The organism is Enterobacter cloacae complex sp. P17RS (assembly GCF_014895885.1).
GTDB lineage: Bacteria > Pseudomonadota > Gammaproteobacteria > Enterobacterales > Enterobacteriaceae > Enterobacter > Enterobacter bugandensis.
In genome coordinates, this window is the sequence record NZ_JADBQK010000007.1 from 56,730 (window position 1) to 76,986 (window position 20,257).

Here is a 20,257-nt window from a genome sequence, read left to right on the forward strand (position 1 = left end):
ATATGAAGCGTTTTACTCTGGCATTGGTCACGCTGGTTGTTTGCGCAGGGGCGCAGGCAGCCAGCGACGAAGTAGAAATGAATCTCGTCACCTCACAGGGTGTGGGTCAGTCCATCGGGACGGTGAAAATCACCGAGACCGATAAAGGGCTGGAATTCGCACCCGATCTTAAAGCACTCCCGCCGGGCGAACACGGCTTCCATGTTCATGCCAAAGGGAGCTGTCAGCCAGCCATGAAAGAGGGTAAACCGTCGGCAGCGGAAGCAGCAGGGGGCCACCTTGACCCGCAGAATTCAGGCAAACATGAAGGGCCTGAAGGTATGGGACACCTGGGCGACTTGCCGGTGCTGGTGGTAAACAATGACGGTAAAGCCACGGATCCGGTCGTGGCCCCGCGGCTGAAAAAGCTGGATGAGGTCAAAGGCAAAGCGCTGATGATCCATGTGGGCGGCGATAACATGTCCGATCAGCCTAAACCGCTTGGCGGCGGCGGGGCGCGCTATGCCTGCGGCGTAATCTGATCCCCAATCGTTCCTGGCGGAGGCGCCTGTTCCAGCTGCGACAGCGAGCAGTGCAGGCGCCAGATTATCGAGGCCAAATCGCGGGCTGCGGGAAGATGATGCCGGGCAAGGGTGTCGCAGATCCGCTGCAGTTCAGCCAGCGTGGCCTCCAGAGGCCGCTGCTGAACGCCGCGCTCGCTCATCACATCGCGTAGCAGAGAGATACACACATCACGTACCTGCGACAGCGGATCGGAGCGCGTTTCCCATGCGCGAAGCTGCCAGACCACGTGCGAGCAGTTCAACAGCACCACCCCCCAGCGCAGCAGCCAGCGTCGGGACAGCGCGTCCTGGCTGTTATTTAACTGGCTGACGTGGTGATAAACCAGCGATTCATACTCGCTTTCTTGCAGATGCGGCTTGCGGCTGAGCTGGTCGACAAACCCTCTGCGCAATTCACGGATATGTCGACGGCTTTTGCGTGCGTCAGAGCCGGGACGCAACACCGCGAAGGCCAGCCACGCCAGCCCGACACCAAGAATCTTTGCCAGGTTGTCATTCAGAAAAGCGGCGTAATCATACACCGGCGGATTCGTCACGGAGATAAACGAGCCCATAAAGACAATCAGCTGTCCCCACAGACCCGCCAGTTTCGGCATTTGCAGCTTAAGGAGCTGCATCGTAGTTAACAGCGGAAACAGGAATAGCAGAAACTGCCAGAGATCGCTTATCTGCACCATCAGGCCAAACTTCACCACAAAACTGAACAGTGATAGCAAAACAAGCGTTCGCAGCAGCAACGTAAGCGAGTTAAACGGCGAGGCCGCGACGGAGTAAAGCACGCAGCTGATAGCGGCAAGCGTTAACGCCGCCGAACCTGACTCCCACTGCGTGGTAATGCTCCACGCCCCCACCAGCATCAGTGCGCTGAAGGTGCGAAAACCGCTCCACAGCGCTTCCAGATAATCGGTGTGACGTGCGAGAGCCGGGCTGCCGGGAACGGCGAACTCCGTGACCGGGGTAGCATTCTCTACCGCCTTAATCCAGCGGCTGCTGCGCAGGTATAGCCGACAAAAGTAATTCAGCCGCTGCCAGAAGGCGCGATGGCGATAATCAAACTCATCCACCGGGGCGAGCGGGGCGATGATCTTCGCGACGGTATAGATGTCCGCATCCGGTCGCGCGAGCGCCGCGAGCAGGGTTTCGATTACCGCGCGGGTGTTTTCTGGCGGTGTCGGCCAGTTGAGCAGCATTCGGCGCAGGCTGGAGATAGCGCTGGTCATGCGCAGCTGCTGGTGCAGCAAATAGTTAAGCAGCGTGTTTTGACGGCGAAAACGGTAATGGCTCCAGAACGCCTGAATTCGCAACAGATTCATGGTCAGGATCTGCCCGATAACCTTTTCATGCGCGAGGCGGATGTCATCGCTGGTATCCGGTTGCCACAGCAGGCTCGCATGTTCCAGCAGCCGGGTATGCATGGTTTTCAGCGCAGTGATAAGCGCAGTGCCGTCAGAGGTGCTGGGCAGGATCATCATCATAAATCCGCCGCAGAGGATCCCGACAATGACTTCGCAGACGCGCGCCTGTGCGATATCCCATAGCTCGGTGGTGTCGAGCACGTTGACGACCGGGAAGGCGATAATGGCGGCGGTATAGCCCGCCAGCTGGAAAGCATAGGCCACGTTATTGGTGAAATGGGCGCAGGCCCAGGTACAGCAACCCAGCCATGCCGCCATGCTCAGCAGGAACAGCCATGGATCGTTCAGCGTGTGGCCCGCGATAATTAACGCCGCGGTGGCGCCCAGCAGGCTACCTGCGATACGGCCAAGGCTTTTGCTGATCACCCCGCCAACGGTGGGGAAGCTTACCACCGCCGCGGAGGTCATCGCCCAGTAGGGTTCATCCAGGTTCAGATAATAGGCAACAGTCAGCGCCAGGCACATGGCAATGCCGTTACGCAGCGCGTAGCGCCACTGGGGGCGCGTCGCTTTCATCCACGGCGTGTTTTGCCAGGAGAGCGCCTGCAGCTTCATTAACGGGTTCCGATAGAGACAGTGCAGGTGGTGCCGGAAACCAGCGTGATGTCCTCGGGTAAACGGTCAAACTCCACGCGCACAGGCACGCGTTGAGCCAGGCGCACCCACGGTACGTTCGGCTTGATGTCCGGCACCAGCCCGGAATCCGTTTCAACGCTTTGATCGTAAATGGCGCGGCCAATGCTGGAAACGTGACCCTGTAACTTTTGCGGGCCACTATACAGCGTTATGGCTGCGGGTGCGCCTTCATGGATATGACGAAGCTTGGTCTCTTCGAAATAGCCCACGACGTAGAACGAGTGGCTGTCGACGAGCGCAAAAACCGGCTGACCAGCGGTGGCATAATTTCCCACCCGGGCGGAGAGGTTGGTCACCCATCCGTCGACGGGGGCGGTGACCTCGGTTTGGGTTAACTCCCACTGCGCCTGCTTCAGCGTGGCCTCAGCCACGTTGACGCTCGCCTGCATGGCCTTGACGTTGATATTGGCGGTATCTAAATCTTCCGCGGAGATGTAGTTTTTCGACAGGTGACGGCGGCGATTGGCCTCATTATTGGCCTTAGCAAGGTCAGACTGGGCTTTTGCCAGCTGCGCCTGGGCGTTCAGAATTGCAATGTGATACGGGGTGTCGTCGATGCGGAATAACACCTCTCCCTTTTTAACGTACTGGTTATCCTTAACCAGCAGCGTTGTGATACTTCCCGAGACCTGGGGGGTGATGCTGACCTGCTCAGCGCGAACTTTGCCATCACGGGTCCAGGGGGACTGCATATAATAATTCCACAACCACCATCCAGCAGCCAGGGCGAGGACAAGAACTAACAGGGTGGAAAAGTACTTCAGCGTTTTCAGAGGCATATTCACCACACGATCAGAACAGCAAGGCCCAGGCATACGGAGAGGGCAAACAGGGAGAGATCCATCAGCATGGGGTGCCAGATTTCGCCGGAGTACATCCAGTCGCGAAGCAGGCGATGCGCGATGAGCCAGAGAACAAAGCCCACCAGCACGGCTTTAAACAGGGGAGGAAAGTAGACTGACGCACCGAAGATCAGGTCCTGAAGGGGTAAACCTTCTGAGCGATGAAAAAAGATCACAGGCAGAAATCCTTTGCAGTGAACAGAATGCCGCGTTGGCTTGTCTGAGTATGAAGAAGCATCATAATTCAGTGTAAGTCATACTTTTGAGTCCGATGAATGCAGTATTGCATTTGTTTTGCCAATACAAATGCTGCACACTATTCTAAAATCAGTATAATAACTTAGCAAGCTAATTATAAGGAGATGAAATTGGAATCGCCATTAGGTTCTGATCTGGCAAGGTTGGTACGCGTCTGGCGTGCTCTGATTGACCATCGCCTGAAACCTCTGGAACTGACGCAGACGCATTGGGTCACGTTGCACAACATTCATCAGCTGCCGCCCGACCAGTCGCAAATTCAACTGGCTAAAGCGATAGGCATTGAGCAACCGTCGCTGGTGCGCACGCTTGACCAACTGGAAGAGAAGGGACTGATCTCCCGGCAAACCTGCGCCAGCGATCGTCGCGCCAAGCGCATTAAGCTGACGGAGAAAGCGGCGCCTATCATCACTGAAATGGAAGCGGTGATCACCAAAACGCGCGGTGAAATCCTTTCAGGCGTTTCACCGACGGAGCTGGAAATGCTCATCAGCCTCATTGCGCGCCTTGAGCAAAACATTCACGAGCTACAGTCTCGCGACTGACCAGACAACAGGGCCTTGCATCTGCAAGGCCTTGTTTTTACTTAAAGACAACGACGCGGTTACGGCCCGTCTCTTTCGCTTCATACATCGCCTTATCGGCACTTTCCACGCACGCTTCTGCGCTTACCGACGAAGAGGTTGCCGTAAACACCCCCATGCTGATGGTAATCGGCTCTGGTAACTGACCCTCGCTGCTAATTTTATCAAAACCGCTTAGCTTCAACCGAATGCGCTCCGCCACCTGATATGCGTCTTCTGCGGAGGTGTTTGCCAGCATCAGGACAAACTCTTCGCCGCCGATTCGCGCTGCGATATCCTGCGGACGTACGGAGTCCATCAGCAGATTGGCGACAAACTGCAGGACTTTATCTCCCTGCAGGTGACCGTAGTTGTCGTTGATACGCTTGAAACGATCGAGATCGCTGACGATAACCGAAACCGGGCGGCTGGGTTTGGCGATGCCCAGCGCCTGGTTTAACGATTCATAAAAATAGCTACGGTTATAGAGGCGCGTGAGTGGATCGCGAATCGAATTTTGATACGACTGCTGATACTTCAAATGGGAGTCACGATACAACCTGAAGACATCATAGAGCAGCACAAAAATAATAATCAGCGTCGCGACGGTTTCAAATAATCGGGCGCGATACCAGGATATATCTTCTGCATGTCCGCCTACCAACAGCATAGAGAGCGTGACGACATAGCAGACACACAGAAAATTACCGCCTACCCAGAACAGATTACGCACGCGCGTAATAAACATCAGCGTGGCTAGTGTCACGACCCAGAGAACGATTAATGAAATATTAATGCTGTGGCTCCAGAGAACCATAAACTGCCGCGTTTCATTATCAACCAGATCGAGGGATAAAAACGGGGAATGGCTGGAATACATCCAGGCCAGAATCACCATACATGCGGTAAAAAGAAATGAACCGCTAACGATGATGATATGCGCCAGCCGTGAAAGGGGCAGATTGCGCGTGGGATAAAGTAATGCCGAAACGATCATCAGCACCGCCATTAAGAGGTGGCGGAACATATAGTAGATCATCGCATCGTTGTAGTTCACAACGTTGAACTGATAGAGATCCAGCCACGCCGGAAAGCTGGTCAATGTTCCGACCATCAGCAAGGCCGAACCGGCAAAGGCAAATGAGATGGCAATCAGATAGAGCCGCCGCTTATCACACCAGTATTTCATTGCCATAAAACAGGCAATAAACAGGTGAAACACGAGTAAAAAAATGGTGAGTGTGGGGAACAAAAGAGGCGAAAAGGATGGAACCCAGTCAACCAGTTTTGAAAATAAAGCCTGTAATATTCCGATGACGACAAAGCAACCGAAACAGAACGAGATATAACGACCTTTTACAGAACGACTATTCGCAAGCATATAAAGTTATACAAATTAAAATAATTATGAAGAGATGATTGCGAAGAGTTTAATCAATTAGCACGCTAAATACTTTGCGCAGAAACAATATATGGCGCGTTTAATAATGTGTGGGATGAATGTATTGTGTAAATATATTTGTGAGAGTGATATATATTGTAAATGGATGTGGCCTGATGACCACATCCATTTTTAATTAACGCGGAGAAACGGTAACCTGGCTGCCGTTGCTCGCCAGCACGACGCGTTGACCCGCAGAGAAGCGGGTGTTGCCCTGTTTCTGAACAACCATAATGGTGCTGCCGTCGTCTTTACGAATTTCCAGCTCTACACCCTGGGTTTTGTTCATCGCGCCCTGAACGCCCTGACCCGCGACACCACCCGCTACAGCGCCCGCTGCGGTTGCCAGAGAACGGCCCGTGCCGCCGCCAACGGTATTACCCAGGAAACCACCCAGTACAGCACCGCCGATTGCGCCCATCACGTTGTTTTCATCACCACCCTGAATTTGTACAGGACGGGCGTTAACAACGGTACCGTAAGTCACGCTTTGAACCTGTTTTGCTTCAGAAGCGCTGTAAACGTCGCCAGACAGCGAGCTGTCGTTCACACAGCCAGCCAGGGTTAAACCAATCAGCGAAACGCCCAGTACACGTACAATCATTTGAATCTCCTGTTCACCAAAAACGCCCATCTGGAGGCATCCGTTATGGCTAAATTATATGGCATAAAGAGCCATAGTTCATATCTTTGCACTAACAATAAGAAAATTGTACTTGAATTTGACTTAACGAGACATAAACAGGAGCCACTCGCCATACCGGCAAGACATTGTTAAAAAATATTATCGTCGGATGGCAAAGGAGCGCTGTTTATGGTTGAGTGGATATCCTTAGCCCACGCAACGTAAGGAAAGCGCATGAAATCGGGTCGCTACATTGGTGTGATGTCGGGCACCAGTCTGGATGGGGTAGATGTCGTTCTGGCCGCCATTGACGAACATATGGTGGCACAGCAGGCGAGCCTGACCTGGCCAATCCCCCTTTCGCTGAAAGAGGACATTCTGAGCATCTGTCAGGGGCAGCAGTTAACCCTCTCCCAGCTTGGTCAACTTGATGTTCGGCTGGGGGCGCTGTTTGCGGATGCGGTGCAGGCGTTAATGCAAAAAGAACATCTTCGTCCCCAGGATGTGGTCGCCATCGGGTGTCACGGACAAACCGTCTGGCATGAGCCGACTGGCGACGCGCCGCATACGTTGCAAATCGGCGATAACAACCAGATTGTGGCGAAGACGGGCGTAACGGTCGTCGGGGATTTTCGGCGCCGCGATATTGCGCTTGGCGGCCAGGGCGCGCCGCTGGTGCCTGCCTTCCATCAGGCGTTGCTGGCGCACCCTACAGAACGCCGCATGGTGCTCAACATAGGCGGGATTGCTAACCTCTCGATGCTTATTCCGGGGCAGCCCGTTCGCGGCTACGATACCGGCCCGGGAAATATGTTAATGGATGCCTGGATCTGGCGGCAGTGCGGTCAACCGTATGATAAAAACGCCGAGTGGGCGAGCGAGGGTAAAGTGGTTCTCCCGCTGCTGCAGTCCATGCTCAGCGACCCTTATTTTGCCTTACCGGCGCCGAAAAGCACGGGACGAGAATACTTCAACTTTGGCTGGCTCGAGCGCCAGCTTGCGCTGTTCCCGGCACTCGCCCCGCAGGATGTCCAGGCGACGCTTGCCGAATTAACGGCCGTGTCGATCTCTGAGCAGGTGCTGCTCAGCGGCGGCTGCGAACGCCTGCTGGTGTGCGGCGGGGGAAGCCGAAACCCGCTGGTGATGGCGCGTCTTGCCGGGCTGCTGCCGGGCACTGAGGTGACCACGACGGACGAGGCCGGCATCAGCGGGGATGATATGGAAGCGCTGGCTTTCGCCTGGCTTGCCTGGCGCACCATCGCCGGGCTGCCAGGGAATTTGCCGTCGGTAACCGGCGCGCGTGAGGCCAGCGTCCTCGGGGCGATTTTCCCTGCAAATCCTCGTCATAATCAGAGTTAACTGAAATTCAGCGCGGCGCCTCGTCGTTAGAATGGAATAAAACAGGGGGGCAGCCATGCCCTCCAGGACCAGGAAAGTCTTCGGAATACGCCCATGAAAAAACTTCTTCTTATTGCCGCGCCTTTATTGCTGTCAGGATGCAGCGTCTATAACCAGTTCCTTGAGCGCATGCAGACCGATACGCTGGAGTATCGCTGCGATGAAAAACCGCTGACCGTGAAGCTGAATAATCCGCGTCAGGAAGCCAGCTTCGTTTACGATAACAAGCTGCTAACCCTTAAACAGGGTATCTCGGCCTCCGGGGCGCGTTATTCGGACGGCATCTATGTCTTCTGGTCGAAAGGCGACAGCGCCACGGTCTACAAACGCGACCGCATTGTGCTGAACAACTGCCAGCTTGAAAATCCGAAGCGTTGAGATTTTTACAGGGGCGGCGCACAATAGCGCCACCCAATCTCAAGGTCAGCTAACGCCATGTCAGATAACGACGAACTGCAGCAAATTGCGCATCTGCGCCGTGAATACACCAAAGGCGGCCTGCGTCGCCAGGATCTTCCCGCTGAACCCCTCGTGCTTTTTGAGCGCTGGCTGAAACAGGCCTGCGACGCGAAGCTGGCCGACCCAACGGCCATGGTCGTCGCGACGGTAGATGAAAACGGTCAACCGTATCAGCGCATCGTCTTGCTTAAGCATTACGACGAGAAAGGGCTGGTGTTCTATACCAATCTGGGCAGCCGCAAGGCGCACCACTTAGAAAACAACCCGCGCATCAGCCTGCTGTTCCCGTGGCACATGCTGGAACGTCAGGTGATGGTCACCGGTAAAGCGGAACGTCTCTCGACCCTTGAGGTGGTGAAGTATTTCCACAGCCGCCCGCGCGACAGCCAGATTGGCGCCTGGGTATCAAAACAGTCCAGCCGGATCTCTGCCCGCGGCGTGCTGGAAAGTAAATTCCTGGAGCTGAAACAGAAGTTCCAGCAGGGGGAAATTCCGCTGCCGAGCTTCTGGGGCGGCTTCCGCATTCCGATTGAGCAGATGGAATTCTGGCAGGGCGGTGAGCATCGCCTGCATGACCGCTTTTTATACCAGCGCGAGAATGGCGGCTGGAAAATCGACAGACTGGCCCCGTAATCCCCGAAATTTGTTGATTTAAGCGCTAGCGCACACCGCGCTTGCGCTTTATTCTATGGTCCTTTCGCATCAGGCGAAAAGTCGTGTACCGGCAAAGGTGCAGTCGTTTATACATGGAGAATTTGATGGCAAGCAGTAACTTGATTAAACAATTGCAAGAGCGGGGCCTCGTGGCCCAGGTGACGGACGAGGAAGCGTTAGCAGAGCGACTGGCGCAAGGCCCGATCGCGCTCTATTGCGGCTTCGATCCCACCGCTGACAGCTTGCATTTGGGGCATCTTGTTCCATTGTTATGCCTGAAACGCTTCCAGATGGCGGGTCATAAGCCTGTTGCCCTGGTGGGCGGCGCGACCGGTCTGATTGGTGACCCGAGCTTTAAAGCCGCGGAGCGTAAGCTGAACACCGAAGATACCGTGCAGGAGTGGGTGGATAAGATCCGCAAACAGGTTGCACCGTTCCTCGACTTCAACTGTGGTGATAACTCTGCCATTGCTGCTAACAACTACGACTGGTTTGGCGGCATGAACGTGCTGACCTTCCTGCGTGACATCGGCAAGCACTTCTCTGTTAACCAGATGATTAACAAAGAAGCGGTCAAGCAGCGTCTGAACCGTGACGATCAGGGTATCTCCTTTACCGAGTTCTCCTACAACCTGCTGCAGGGCTATGACTTTGCCTGCCTGAACAAGCTGCACGGCGTCTCTCTGCAGATCGGCGGCTCTGACCAGTGGGGGAACATCACCTCCGGTATCGACCTGACCCGTCGTCTGCATCAGAACCAGGTCTTTGGCCTGACCGTTCCACTGATCACCAAAGCAGACGGTACCAAATTCGGTAAAACCGAAGGCGGCGCGGTGTGGCTCGATCCGAAGAAAACCAGCCCGTACAAATTCTATCAGTTCTGGATCAACACGGCGGATGCCGATGTTTACCGCTTCCTGAAGTTCTTCACCTTCATGGACATTGCTGAGATCAATGCGCTGGAAGAGGAAGATAAGAACAGCGGTAAAGCGCCGCGTGCCCAGTACGTGCTGGCGGACGAGGTGACCAAACTGGTTCATGGTGAAGAGGGCCTGGCCGCGGCAAAACGCATCACCGCAAGCCTGTTCAACGGTACGCTGAGCGATCTGAGCGAAGCGGACTTCGAACAGCTGGCGCAGGACGGCGTGCCGATGGTCGAGATGGAAAAAGGAGCTGACCTGATGCAGGCGCTGGTGGACTCTGAGCTCCAGCCTTCCCGTGGTCAGGCGCGTAAAACCATCGCCTCCAACGCTATCACCATCAACGGTGAAAAGCAGGCTGATCCGGAATACACCTTCGTTGACGGCGACCGTCTGTATGGCCGCTACACGCTGCTGCGCCGCGGTAAGAAAAACTACTGTCTGGTCTGCTGGAAGTAAGTAAAAGTCTCGAGGGGCGTGGGAAACCACGCCCTTTTTGTTTGTTCAGGGTTTGGTAAGAAAAAGATGAAGAACATCCTCGCCATTCAGTCCCACGTTGTGTTTGGACATGCTGGCAATAGCGCAGCGGAATTCCCGATGCGCCGCCTCGGTGCCAACGTCTGGCCTCTCAATACCGTGCAGTTCTCTAACCACACGCAATACGGCAAATGGACCGGCTGCGTGATGCCGCCTTCGCACCTCACAGAGGTTGTGCAGGGTATTGCGGATATCGACCAGCTCAAGCGCTGCGACGCCGTTCTGAGCGGCTACCTCGGCTCAGCGGAGCAGGGGGAACACATCCTCGGCATCGTGCGTCAGGTGAAAGCGGCAAACCCGGCGGCAAAATATTTCTGCGACCCCGTCATGGGACACCCGGAGAAAGGCTGCATTGTGGCGCCTGGCGTAGCGGAATTTCACGTTCGCCATGCGCTACCCGCCAGCGATATCATTGCGCCCAACCTGATTGAACTGGAGATCCTCTGCGAGCATCCGGTTAACAGCGTAGAAGAGGCTGTACGCGCGTCTCGCGAGCTGATAGCCCAGGGGCCGGAGATTGTGCTGGTAAAACATCTCGCCCGCGCAGGGCTGACCCAGGAGCGTTTTGAGATGCTGCTGGTGACGAAAGATGACGCATGGCATATCAGCCGTCCGCTGGTGGATTTCGGCACGCGTCAGCCGGTGGGCGTGGGTGATGTGACCAGCGGACTGCTGCTGGTGAAACTGTTGCAGGGTGCAACGGTGAGAGACGCGCTGGAGCACGTGACGGCAGCGGTGTACGAAATCATGATTGCGACGAAACAGATGCAGGAATATGAACTGCAGGTGGTCGAGGCACAGGATCGTATCGCGAAGCCGGAGCACTATTTCAGCGCCACACGGCTATAATTGTCCAGAGTTCGTAGGCCGGGTGAGCGTCAGCGCCACCCGGCAACACAGACGGCTCGCTTAATTCAACCCTTCCGCTTTTAGCGCAGCGGCCACCGCTGGACGCTCCGCCACGCGCGCCATATACGATGCGATATGGTCCAACCCTTCCAGGTTCAGCTTAACCGCACGCGCCCAGCGCAGTACGGTAAACAGGTACGCGTCGGCAATGGTGAAGCGTGAACCACAAATCCACTGATCGTCTTTCAGCGATTCGTTAACATACTGCAGCTTTTTCTCCAGCAGAGCTCGCACGGTCGGCTTGTACTCTTCCGGCGTATCCGGGCGGAAGAGGGGGGTAAAACCTTTGTGCAGCTCGGTGGCGATATAGTTCAACCACTCCAGCGTTTTATAACGTGCGACGCTGCCGGTAGGGGCAAGGAGCTGGCGATCCGGTACGTTGTCCGCCAGGAATTGCATAATCGCCACGCCTTCGGTCAGCAGAGTTCCGTCATCCAGCAGCAGGGCCGGAACCTGCCCTTTTGGGTTAATCGCAAAAAAGTCATCCCCGTTTTCCAGGCGCTTTTTCATCAGATCAACGCCATCCAGCGTGAAATCTTTGCCGCTCTCGCGCAGGGTGATATGGGAAGCAAGAGAGCACGCGCCCGGTTTGTAGAACAGTTTCATCGGTAACTCCTTTTTGCTGAGGTTTCAGCTATGTTAGTGCGCGAAGGGACAAAAAAAAAGCCGCTAATCTCTTAGCGGCTTCTGTTCTGTCGTTTCTCTCAAATATCACGCGGTAGCGGTTTTGTTCGCTTCCGCCGTCTTGTCGTCGTCCTGAGTCATTCGATTCAGTTTCGGCGCGGTCAGCAGCATCAGCGCCGCGATAACCGCCGTAGCGATACCAATCTGCATGAACACGGTACCGTAGACGTTCAGGGAGAGCAGCGGATCGGTCACGTTTTCTGGCACAGCCATCAGGTTCGCGATCTTACCGGCGATGATCGCCGCACCGGCAGTGGTCAGGAACCAGCTACCCATAATGAAGCCCATCAGACGCTGTGGAACCAGCTGTGCAACCATCGCCAGACCCAGACCGGAGATCATCAGTTCGCCGATAGACTGCAGCGCGTAGCTCAGGATCAGCCAGTTAACGGACACGATACCGGCGTCGGACGCAAACTTAGTCCCCAGCGGCAGCACCAGGAACGCACCAGAACAGAGCACCATACCCACCGCGAACTTGTGCGGCATTGGCAGACGATCGCCCATCTTGTTATAGATTGCGGCCAGAATCGGGGAACCGATCATGATCCAGAAGGGGTTCAGCGCCTGGAACTGCTCGGGTTCGAATGCGATACCCAGGATAGAGTGCTCAACGTTACGAATAGCGAAGAAGTTCAGAGAGGTTGGCATCTGGCTGTACAGCACGAAGAAGATAATCGCTTCCAGCATCAGAATGAACGCCACAATCATCTTACGACGGGCTGCACCCTTCATAGCGAACGCTTCTTTCGCGAAGATGACCACGATGCCCAGCGCAACTACGCCCAGAACGGCACGAGCGATACCCTGGTTGTGCAGCAGCCAGGTGGCGATCGCCGCCAGGACGACAACGCCCACGATGGTAGCCAGCAGCTTGCCCATGTGGACAGGCTCGAAGTCAGGTTTTGAACCGTAGTCTTTCACCCAGTTGCGGCAGAACAGGAAGTTTACCACGGTGATCAGCATACCCACGAAGCTCAGCGCAAACGCCACGCTCCAGCCGAATTTCGCGGCCAGCCATGGGGTTGCCAGCATGGAAAAGAAGGAACCGATGTTGATGGACATGTAGTACATGGTAAATGCACCGTCCAGACGTGGGTCATCTTTGCTGTAGCAGGTTGAGAGCAGGGAAGACGGGTTCGCTTTGAACAGGCCGTTACCCACGGCGATGGTTGCCATGCCCATGTAGACCACAGCCGCATCATGTCCTGACCATGCAACCAGACCATAGCCAATAGCCAGAACAATGGCACCCAGCATAATGACGCGCTTAGTACCGAGAACTTTATCACCCAGCCAGCCGCCGATAGCAACCAGACCGTAAACGAGGGCACTAAAGGAGGAGAACAGCGTGATGGAATCGGCTTCGGACATACCCAGTTGTTTAACCAGGTAAACCGCCATGATCCCTTGCAGGCCGTAGTAACCAAAACGCTCCCATAACTCGATAGAGAAGATGAGATAAAACGCTTTCGGTTGTTTAAAAGCGTTCAGACTCACGCTTTCATCTGTTGGTTTATTGTTTGCAGTCGACACATATACCTCTTTTTTTACATCCCATATTAACGGGGGTGTTCATCGCGTGATGGCCGTAGCCCATCCGCCTTATAGTTATATTGGGAGGAGAAACGGCGGGTAATGTTCACTATCCTGCCCCGTCTGGCAATACGTTTGTAATAATCTGTTACATATATCTTGGGCGGTATAATTGTCGGTTTCTACAAATGTTATTTAGCGTTAAATTTTATACGATAACTAAAGGTAGTTTTTTCGACTGGTATACACCCAGTGCGATGGGGTTTTGGCGATATGTTCTGCTATTTGCCGCTTGTTGTAGTGATATAGCCCATATTCTGAAAAATAGCTGGTCTTATCTTCCGGGTAAACGCATTTAAATCTTGCCCGGCAAAGGGTTTGCGATGACTTTGACTACAAAAAATCAACATGACGTTATCAGAGTGATCGCGATCACAGATGTATAGAAATTTTTGGCTATGAAAAAAGTATTAACCTGTTTGAGCGTTATAGAGCCGAACAAGTGACAAGTCAGAAGAAAGTAAGAGCGGACAAATAACGGCCAAAAGAAGAACGAACGGTAGCCCTTCTTTTGGCAAGGGATTATGACGGTCAGGAATAGACTTTTTCTTTATATTCGCAGAGATCTTCAATAACGCAGGAGCCGCAGCGCGGCTTTCGGGCTATGCAGGTATAACGACCGTGCAAAATCAGCCAGTGGTGGCAGTCAACCTTGAATTCGGCAGGAACCACTTTTAACAGCTTCTCTTCTACCTGCTCGACATTTTTCCCTGGGGCGAAGTTGGTCCGGTTTGAGACGCGGAATATATGCGTATCAACGGCGATGGTCGGCCAGCCAAACGCGGTATTGAGCACAACGTTCGCGGTTTTACGCCCCACGCCCGGCAAGGCTTCCAGCGCGGCGCGATCTTCCGGCACTTCGCCTCCGTGCTGTTCCAGCAGGATCCGACAGGTCTTAATTACGTTCTCGGCTTTGCTGTTAAACAGGCCGATTGTTTTGATATAGGACTTCACGCCTTCGACGCCCAGCTCCAGCATGGCCTTCGGCGTATTGGCGACCGGATAGAGCAGGGCAGTGGCTTTATTGACGCTCACGTCGGTCGCCTGCGCAGAGAGCAACACCGCGATCAGCAGCTCAAACGGGGAGGTAAAATTCAGCTCCGTCGTCGGGTGCGGGTTCTCGTCCCGCAGACGGGTCAGGATCGCAATGCGCTTTTCTTTATTCATGAGGCCTTCTCGGGTGTCCCTTCCAGAACGCTGCGCTCAGCCGCGCGGCGCTTACGTTTCTCATCAATCAGGTATTTTATCGCCAGCATCATGCCGAGGCCAATAAATGCGCCGGGCGGCAGCATCGCCAGCAGGAACGGCGTATCGGTGTGAAACACCTCAACGCGCAGCGCTTTAGCCCAGCCGCCCAGCAGCGCATCTGCGCCGTCGAACAGCGTACCGTTGCCGAGGATTTCACGCAGCGAGCCCAGCACGAACATGGCGCACGTGGCGCCCATGCCAATGGAAAAACCATCCAGCGCAGACATGGCCGGGCTGTTTTTCACCGCGAACGCTTCCGCACGCCCGACCACAATACAGTTGGTGACGATAAGAGGAATGAAAATCCCGAGCGACTGGTACAGACCAAACGCGTAGGCGTTAATCAGCATCTGGACAATACTGACCACCGACGCAATGATCATGACGTAAATCGGAATACGAATTTCCGACGGCGTCCAGCGTCGCAGGGCAGAGATGGAGAGGTTGGTCAGGGTCAATACCAGCGTGGTTGCCAGACCCAGACCGAGCGCGTTGGTGGCGGTGGATGTCACCGCCAGCAGGGGGCACATACCCAGAAGCTGTACCAGCGCGGAGTTGTTCTTCCACAATCCCTGGACAATAACCTCTTTAACCTGGCTCATGATTACTCCTCACAGGCCGGAAGATTGTTGATCTGCGCGGGCAGCGTTTCAGCGTATAGCCCGGCTCGTTTTACGGCGTTTACCACCGCACGTGGGGTGATGGTTGCGCCCGTGAACTGGTCGAATTCGCCGCCGTCTTTCTTCACCGCAAACGCGGTGTCATCTTCACCATGGATCACTTTACCGGCAAAGTGCAAAATCCAGTCGCTTAAACGCGTTTCGATTTTATCGCCCAGGCCCGGCGTTTCATGATGCTCCGTCACGCGGGTGCCCAGCACGGTGCCGGAAAAATCGCTGCCCACGAGCAGCTGAATGGCGCCGGAATAGCCGTCAGGCGCGGTCGCTTCCATTACCGCACCTACCGGTTTATCCCCTTTGCGGGCGATAAAGAGGCGGTGCGGGCCTTTCCCAAGCTGCGGCGCGTCTACCACAAAGCAGCTTTTTTGCAGGTCATTATCGTAGAAATCGGACGGGATCACCTGATCGAACAGCGCCTTTTGCTGCTTCGAGGCCTGTTCTTCGATGGTCGTTTTGGTCAGCGCATTAACCAGTGCCGTCAGCCCCGTCAGGACCGCGGCGAAGACAGCCAGCGTGACGCCGTGTTTTTGCATCGTTTTTAACATGGCGAAACCCTTAGCGATGGCCGTACACGCGTGGACGCGTGTAATAGTCGATGAGCGGAACGGTAATGTTGGCGAGCAGGACGGCAAAGGCCACGCCGTCCGGGTAGCCGCCGAAGCTGCGGATGAGCCAGACCAGCAGGCCAGCCAGCGCGCCGAAGATTAGGCGTCCGCGGTTAGTCGTTGAGGCCGTCACCGGATCCGTCAGGATAAAGAAGGCACCCAGCATGGTCGCGCCGGAGAGCAGGTGCATCTGCGGGCTGGCCAGCGATTCAGGAGAGAATACCCAGCCCAGCGTGGCGCAGACTGCCAGCGTTACCAGGAAGCTGACCGGAATATGCCAGCGGATGGCCTTCTGCTGCAACAGGAACAGGCCGCCCAGCAGATACGCCAGGTTGACCCACTGCCAGCCGGCTCCCGCCAGCACGCCGCTGTAGATGGCGGACTTCATGATTTGCTCAACGCTGTGCCCGGCGTGCAGGGACGTTTTAAACGTATCGAGCGGCGTCGCCTGGCTGATACCGTCCACGCCCATACGCAGCGCGTTCATATCAGCACCCAGCGACGTATGGCCGGTAAAGATCACCTGCAGAGCATCCATAAAGCCGGGAACCGTGGCTGCAATCTCGTGCGGTGGCAGCCAGCTGGTCATCTGCACCGGGAAGGAGATCAGCAGCACCACGTAGCCAATCATCGCCGGGTTAAACGGGTTATGACCGAGGCCGCCATAGAGCTGTTTGGCAATAATCACGGCAAACACGGTGCCGAGCACCACCATCCACCACGGGGCAAGCGGGGGAATGCTGATGGCCAGCAGCAGGCCGGTCAGCAGAGCGGAGTTGTCGGCCAGGATGCGGGAAACCGCCATCTTGCGCAGCTTCAGCACGAGGGCTTCCGCCGCGACGGCGCTGGCGCATCCAAGAGCTATCTGGAACAGAGTTCCCCAGCCGAAAAACCAGCACTGAACGGCAATGCCCGGCAGCGCGGCCAGGCAGACCAGCATCATGATGCGCGAGGTCTGGCGCTGATTGTGGGTGTAAGGGGAACTTGCGATTCTGAAAACCATTTAATCCTCGTTTACGGCTTGCTGTGCGGCTTTCTTTGCCTGAACGCGCGCAATGGCGGCGGCGACGGCGGCCTTGCGCGGGTCATCGTTGGCGGCCTGCGGCTGCTCTTCCTGCTGTGCTGCTTTGCGCGCTTTGGCGCGGGCTATCGCCGCTTCAACGGCGGCTTTGCGTGGGTCGACCGGTGCTTCAGGTTCTGCGGCTGGCGCCTGCTGCGCTGCTTTGCGCGCTTTGGCGCGGGCAATCGCCGCTTCAACGGCAGCTTTACGCGGATCGACCGGTTCCTGTTCAACCACCACTGGCTGCTCCCCGGCCTTGCGCGCTTTGGCACGGGCAATCGCCGCCTCAACGGCGGCTTTGCGTGGATCGATTTCAGCTTCCGGCTGCGCCGCTTGCGCTTTTTCCGCCTGACGGGCGCGGGCCGCAGCTTTACGCGCTTCGCGGGCGGCAATCGCTTCGCTGTTATCCGGTTTTTCACCGGCCTGGATCACCAGCGTCTGGGCGGCACTGGCTTTTTTCTCGCGAACGCGCGCCAGTGCGGCGTTGATTGCATCCTGATCTTTCCCGGCAGGCTGAACGGCGGCCTGCTTATGTCGCTCCTGACGAGCCATCTTCTCACGTTCGAGACGCGCCTGACGCGCTTCGAAACGTGCCTTGGCTTCTGCGGCGCGTTTTTCTTCCATGGAGATGGCATAAATCTCGGCCTTCTCCTGGCGGAAGTACTGCACCAGCGGAATGTTGCTTGGGCAGACCCAGGCGCAGGCGCCGCATTCGATGCAGTCGGCCAGGTTATGGGCTTTGGCTTTATCGTGCAGTTGGCCTTTGCTGTACCAGTACAGCTGCTGTGGGAGGAGATCCGCCGGGCAGGCATCGGCACAGGCGCTGCAGCGGATGCAGCCTTTCTCTTCCTGCTCTTCCCCCATTTCGGTTGGGGAAGGGGCGAGCAGGCAGTTGGTGATTTTCACTACCGGAACGTCGAGCCACGGCAGGGTAAAGCCCATCAGCGGACCGCCCATGATCACCATCTGGTCGCTGGCCGGGCAAAATTCAGCCTGTTCCAGCAGATGGCGCACCGGCGTGCCGAGGCGCGCCCACACGTTACCCGGACGAGAGACAGACTCTCCGGTCAGTGTTACCACGCGCTCGGTCAACGGCTCGCCGTCAATCACCGCACGCTTGACGGCGTAAGCGGTGCCGACGTTTTGCATCAGCACGCCGATATCCGACGAGCGTCCGCCGTGCGGGACCTGCTTGCCGGTGAGGATTTGCGTCAACTGCTTTGCGCCGCCAGAGGGGTACTTGGTCGGAATGACGCGCAGGGCGATATCATGGCTACCGGCCAGCACGGCGCGCAGCATTGAGATGGCCTGCGGTTTATTGTCTTCGATACCGATCAGTACTTCCCGCGGCTGCAGAATATGCGCGAGGATGCGGATGCCTTCCACCACCTGGGCGGCGCAGTCCTGCATCAGACGATCGTCGGCGGTGATGTATGGCTCGCACTCGGCGGCGTTGATAATCAGCGTCTGAATCTTATCGCCACCGCCGCGCAGCTTGACGCCGGTCGGGAAGCCCGCGCCGCCAAGCCCCGCGACGCCGAACTGATGAATACGCTCGATGAGCGCTTCGCGGCTCTGGCTGCGGTAGTCGCTCCAGCCGTCACGGTCAATCCAGCGATCTTCACCGTCGGCTTCAATAATCACGCTCAGTTCCGACAGCGCGGACGGATGCGCTACCGTATGAGGGGCAATCGCCACCACTTTCCCGGAAGTAGGGGCGTGTACCGGCAGCATACGTCCGCGTCCGAAGGTCAGCGGCTGACCGCGCAGCACCGTATCGCCTTCTTTCACGCACAGCTCGCCCTCAGCGCCAATATGCTGCTTGAGCGGCATGACGTAACGCGTCGCCAGCGGAATTTGACGCAGCGGCGTGCCGTTGGACTGGGTTTTCATCTCTGGCGGATGGATACCGCCGTCAAAGTCCCAGATCTTCTCTTTTCTGAAAGCAGAAAATAACTTAAGCATGTTGTTCCACAGGAATATTTCGAACCGGAATGGTTTGAAGATCCCACTTCCAGCTTTCGGTAGTCGTTTCAACCGGGCGCAGCTCTATACATTGCGTCGGGCAGGGGGCCACGCAGAGGTTACAGCCGGTGCAGAGATCCGCCACAACGGTGTGCATGGCGCGCGTTGCGCCAACAATGGCGTCGACCGGACAGGCCTGAATACATTTGGTGCAGCCGATGCAGTTTGCTTCGTCGATCACCGCGAGGGCACGGACCGGCTCCTGGACTTCCGCATCGCCATCAACGGGCTGCGGATCGACGTTAAGCAGGGCGGCAATTTTCAGCATCACCGCTTCGCCGCCGGGCGCACAGCGGTTAATTTTTTCACCCTGAATGCCTACCGCTTCAGCGTAAGGGCGGCAGCCTGGGTAGCCGCACTGTCCACACTGACTTTGCGGCAAAAGCTCATCAATTTTTTCAACAACAGGATCGTCCTCTACCGCGAAACGGCGGGAGGCGTAGCCCAGGATAAGGCCAAACACCAACCCCAGGACGCTGATAGAGGCGATGGCAATCCAGATAGCATTCATTACAACTTCACCAGACCACTAAAGCCCATAAAGGCCAGAGACATTAAACCCGCGGTCACCAGCGCAATGGCATTACCGCGAAATGGCGCAGGGATATCCGCTGCTGCCAGACGTTCGCGAATCGACGCGAACAGCACCATAACAAATGAGAAACCGACAGCGGCGGAGAAGCCGTACAGCGCCGACTGCATGAAGTTATGGCCAAGGTTGATGTTCAGCAGCGCCACGCCAAGCACCGCGCAGTTGGTGGTGATCAGCGGCAGGAAGATACCCAGCAGGCGATAGAGCGCCGGGCTGGTTTTGCGCACCACCATTTCGGTAAATTGCACTACAACCGCAATGACCAGAATAAACGCCAGCGTGCGGAGATAGATTAACCCCAGCGGAATGAGGATCCAGGTGTCAATCAACCACGCACAGATAGACGCCAGCGTCATGACGAAGGTCGTCGCCAGCCCCATGCCCATCGCCGTTTCCAGCTTTTTGGACACGCCCATAAACGGGCACAGGCCAAGGAACTTCACCAGAACGAAGTTGTTAACCAGCACGGTGCCGACAAAGAGCAGTAAGTAATCGGTCATTATTTAGCCTGAAATAAAAAAGCCGCCTATTATCGGACAAACCGGGG

Annotated in this window: 21 protein-coding genes; 7 read left to right on the plus strand and 14 right to left on the minus strand. The window is 56.0% G+C overall.

The genetic code is table 11. From position 1 onward, the window contains the following. Positions 1-2: 2 nt before the first annotated feature. Positions 3-521 (plus strand): superoxide dismutase [Cu-Zn] SodC, encoded by a 519-nt coding sequence (sodC, locus tag IM265_RS07870; RefSeq protein ID WP_028012900.1) that lies wholly within the window; start codon positions 3-5, stop codon positions 519-521. Here sodC and IM265_RS07875 read toward each other — a convergent pair. Genes IM265_RS07875 through IM265_RS07885 form a run of 3 tightly spaced genes read right to left on the minus strand, consistent with a single transcriptional unit; the run spans position 500 to position 3,632 of the window. Next, entirely contained in the window at positions 500-2,533 is a 2,034-nt protein-coding gene (locus IM265_RS07875; protein WP_041910337.1) for an FUSC family protein, read from the minus strand. The genes sodC and IM265_RS07875 overlap by 22 nt on opposite strands. After that, positions 2,533-3,393, minus strand: a complete 861-nt coding sequence (locus tag IM265_RS07880) for an HlyD family secretion protein (protein ID WP_193031241.1) — start codon at positions 3,391-3,393, stop codon at positions 2,533-2,535. Before IM265_RS07880 ends, IM265_RS07875 begins: the two co-directional genes overlap by 1 nt. 2 nt (positions 3,394-3,395) lie before the next feature. Further along, complete coding sequence (locus tag IM265_RS07885) at positions 3,396-3,632, minus strand: DUF1656 domain-containing protein (protein WP_028012903.1); 237 nt, start codon at positions 3,630-3,632, stop codon at positions 3,396-3,398. A 186-nt stretch (positions 3,633-3,818) separates the two neighbouring features. Here IM265_RS07885 and slyA point away from each other — a divergent pair, with 186 nt between their 5' ends. Further along, positions 3,819-4,259 (plus strand): transcriptional regulator SlyA, encoded by a 441-nt coding sequence (gene slyA, locus IM265_RS07890; protein WP_028012904.1) that lies wholly within the window; start codon positions 3,819-3,821, stop codon positions 4,257-4,259. A gap of 37 nt (positions 4,260-4,296) precedes the next feature. Here slyA and IM265_RS07895 read toward each other — a convergent pair whose 3' ends face one another. Both IM265_RS07895 and slyB read right to left on the minus strand, forming a co-directional pair. Beyond that, complete coding sequence (locus IM265_RS07895) at positions 4,297-5,658, minus strand: GGDEF domain-containing protein (RefSeq protein ID WP_047368413.1); 1,362 nt, start codon at positions 5,656-5,658, stop codon at positions 4,297-4,299. Between the two features lie 196 nt (positions 5,659-5,854). Then, entirely contained in the window at positions 5,855-6,322 is a 468-nt protein-coding gene (slyB, locus tag IM265_RS07900) for an outer membrane lipoprotein SlyB (protein WP_028012906.1), read from the minus strand. Positions 6,323-6,577: 255 nt separating this feature from the next. Between slyB and anmK the strand changes: the two genes are divergently transcribed. The 5 genes from anmK (at position 6,578) to pdxY (ending at position 11,160) form a co-directional block, all read left to right on the plus strand. Next, a complete protein-coding gene (gene anmK / locus IM265_RS07905) occupies positions 6,578-7,702 on the plus strand; it encodes an anhydro-N-acetylmuramic acid kinase (protein WP_028012907.1) in 1,125 nt (374 codons plus the stop codon). Positions 7,703-7,795: 93 nt separating this feature from the next. Beyond that, positions 7,796-8,119 carry a C-type lysozyme inhibitor gene (mliC, locus tag IM265_RS07910; RefSeq protein ID WP_028012908.1) on the plus strand — a complete coding sequence of 108 codons (324 nt, stop codon included), beginning with the start codon at positions 7,796-7,798 and terminating at the stop codon, positions 8,117-8,119. Positions 8,120-8,176: 57 nt separating this feature from the next. Continuing rightward, entirely contained in the window at positions 8,177-8,833 is a 657-nt protein-coding gene (gene pdxH, locus IM265_RS07915; protein ID WP_028012909.1) for a pyridoxamine 5'-phosphate oxidase, read from the plus strand. Positions 8,834-8,958: 125 nt separating this feature from the next. Then, on the plus strand, positions 8,959-10,233 hold the full coding sequence (gene tyrS / locus IM265_RS07920) for a tyrosine--tRNA ligase (protein WP_028012910.1): 1,275 nt from the start codon (positions 8,959-8,961) through the stop codon (positions 10,231-10,233). A gap of 66 nt (positions 10,234-10,299) precedes the next feature. Beyond that, the gene (gene pdxY, locus IM265_RS07925; RefSeq protein ID WP_193031243.1) at positions 10,300-11,160 is read left to right on the plus strand and encodes a pyridoxal kinase PdxY; all 861 of its coding nucleotides are present in this window, start codon (positions 10,300-10,302) and stop codon (positions 11,158-11,160) included. 60 nt (positions 11,161-11,220) lie between these two features. Here pdxY and gstA read toward each other — a convergent pair whose 3' ends face one another. The 9 genes from gstA to rsxA all read right to left on the minus strand — a co-directional run bounded on the left by gstA (position 11,221) and on the right by rsxA (position 20,210). Continuing rightward, the gene (gene gstA / locus IM265_RS07930; RefSeq protein ID WP_028012912.1) at positions 11,221-11,826 is read right to left on the minus strand and encodes a glutathione transferase GstA; all 606 of its coding nucleotides are present in this window, start codon (positions 11,824-11,826) and stop codon (positions 11,221-11,223) included. A gap of 105 nt (positions 11,827-11,931) precedes the next feature. Beyond that, the gene (dtpA, locus tag IM265_RS07935; protein ID WP_028012913.1) at positions 11,932-13,440 is read right to left on the minus strand and encodes a dipeptide/tripeptide permease DtpA; all 1,509 of its coding nucleotides are present in this window, start codon (positions 13,438-13,440) and stop codon (positions 11,932-11,934) included. 591 nt (positions 13,441-14,031) lie between these two features. Continuing rightward, a complete protein-coding gene (nth, locus tag IM265_RS07940; protein WP_193031245.1) occupies positions 14,032-14,667 on the minus strand; it encodes an endonuclease III in 636 nt (211 codons plus the stop codon). After that, a complete protein-coding gene (locus IM265_RS07945; RefSeq protein WP_023617347.1) occupies positions 14,664-15,350 on the minus strand; it encodes an electron transport complex subunit E in 687 nt (228 codons plus the stop codon). Before IM265_RS07945 ends, nth begins: the two co-directional genes overlap by 4 nt. A 2-nt stretch (positions 15,351-15,352) precedes the next feature. After that, positions 15,353-15,973: an electron transport complex subunit RsxG gene (rsxG, locus tag IM265_RS07950; protein ID WP_062935583.1), complete on the minus strand. Its 621-nt coding sequence runs from the start codon at positions 15,971-15,973 to the stop codon at positions 15,353-15,355. Between the two features lie 10 nt (positions 15,974-15,983). Next, positions 15,984-17,036 carry an electron transport complex subunit RsxD gene (rsxD, locus tag IM265_RS07955; protein ID WP_193031247.1) on the minus strand — a complete coding sequence of 351 codons (1,053 nt, stop codon included), beginning with the start codon at positions 17,034-17,036 and terminating at the stop codon, positions 15,984-15,986. Beyond that, positions 17,037-19,058, minus strand: coding sequence for an electron transport complex subunit RsxC (gene rsxC, locus IM265_RS07960; RefSeq protein WP_047368415.1), 2,022 nt, complete (start codon positions 19,056-19,058; stop codon positions 17,037-17,039). It abuts the gene before it with no gap. Beyond that, the gene (gene rsxB, locus IM265_RS07965) at positions 19,051-19,629 is read right to left on the minus strand and encodes an electron transport complex subunit RsxB (protein WP_028012918.1); all 579 of its coding nucleotides are present in this window, start codon (positions 19,627-19,629) and stop codon (positions 19,051-19,053) included. The genes rsxC and rsxB overlap by 8 nt, the downstream gene beginning before the upstream one ends. After that, on the minus strand, positions 19,629-20,210 hold the full coding sequence (rsxA, locus tag IM265_RS07970; protein WP_028012919.1) for an electron transport complex subunit RsxA: 582 nt from the start codon (positions 20,208-20,210) through the stop codon (positions 19,629-19,631). Before rsxA ends, rsxB begins: the two co-directional genes overlap by 1 nt. Between the last annotated feature and the right edge of the window lie 47 nt (positions 20,211-20,257).

Coding starts and splice junctions, on each gene's coding strand:
- sodC (WP_028012900.1), top strand. CDS start 3: ATGAAGCGTTTTACTCTGGCATTGGTCACGCTGGTTGTTTGCGCAGGG.
- IM265_RS07875 (WP_041910337.1), bottom strand. CDS start 2,533: ATGAAGCTGCAGGCGCTCTCCTGGCAAAACACGCCGTGGATGAAAGCG.
- IM265_RS07880 (WP_193031241.1), bottom strand. CDS start 3,393: ATGCCTCTGAAAACGCTGAAGTACTTTTCCACCCTGTTAGTTCTTGTC.
- slyA (WP_028012904.1), top strand. CDS start 3,819: ATGAAATTGGAATCGCCATTAGGTTCTGATCTGGCAAGGTTGGTACGC.
- IM265_RS07895 (WP_047368413.1), bottom strand. CDS start 5,658: ATGCTTGCGAATAGTCGTTCTGTAAAAGGTCGTTATATCTCGTTCTGT.
- slyB (WP_028012906.1), bottom strand. CDS start 6,322: ATGATTGTACGTGTACTGGGCGTTTCGCTGATTGGTTTAACCCTGGCT.
- anmK (WP_028012907.1), top strand. CDS start 6,578: ATGAAATCGGGTCGCTACATTGGTGTGATGTCGGGCACCAGTCTGGAT.
- mliC (WP_028012908.1), top strand. CDS start 7,796: ATGAAAAAACTTCTTCTTATTGCCGCGCCTTTATTGCTGTCAGGATGC.
- pdxH (WP_028012909.1), top strand. CDS start 8,177: ATGTCAGATAACGACGAACTGCAGCAAATTGCGCATCTGCGCCGTGAA.
- tyrS (WP_028012910.1), top strand. CDS start 8,959: ATGGCAAGCAGTAACTTGATTAAACAATTGCAAGAGCGGGGCCTCGTG.
- pdxY (WP_193031243.1), top strand. CDS start 10,300: ATGAAGAACATCCTCGCCATTCAGTCCCACGTTGTGTTTGGACATGCT.
- gstA (WP_028012912.1), bottom strand. CDS start 11,826: ATGAAACTGTTCTACAAACCGGGCGCGTGCTCTCTTGCTTCCCATATC.
- nth (WP_193031245.1), bottom strand. CDS start 14,667: ATGAATAAAGAAAAGCGCATTGCGATCCTGACCCGTCTGCGGGACGAG.
- IM265_RS07945 (WP_023617347.1), bottom strand. CDS start 15,350: ATGAGCCAGGTTAAAGAGGTTATTGTCCAGGGATTGTGGAAGAACAAC.
- rsxG (WP_062935583.1), bottom strand. CDS start 15,973: ATGTTAAAAACGATGCAAAAACACGGCGTCACGCTGGCTGTCTTCGCC.
- rsxD (WP_193031247.1), bottom strand. CDS start 17,036: ATGGTTTTCAGAATCGCAAGTTCCCCTTACACCCACAATCAGCGCCAG.
- rsxC (WP_047368415.1), bottom strand. CDS start 19,058: ATGCTTAAGTTATTTTCTGCTTTCAGAAAAGAGAAGATCTGGGACTTT.
- rsxB (WP_028012918.1), bottom strand. CDS start 19,629: ATGAATGCTATCTGGATTGCCATCGCCTCTATCAGCGTCCTGGGGTTG.
- rsxA (WP_028012919.1), bottom strand. CDS start 20,210: ATGACCGATTACTTACTGCTCTTTGTCGGCACCGTGCTGGTTAACAAC.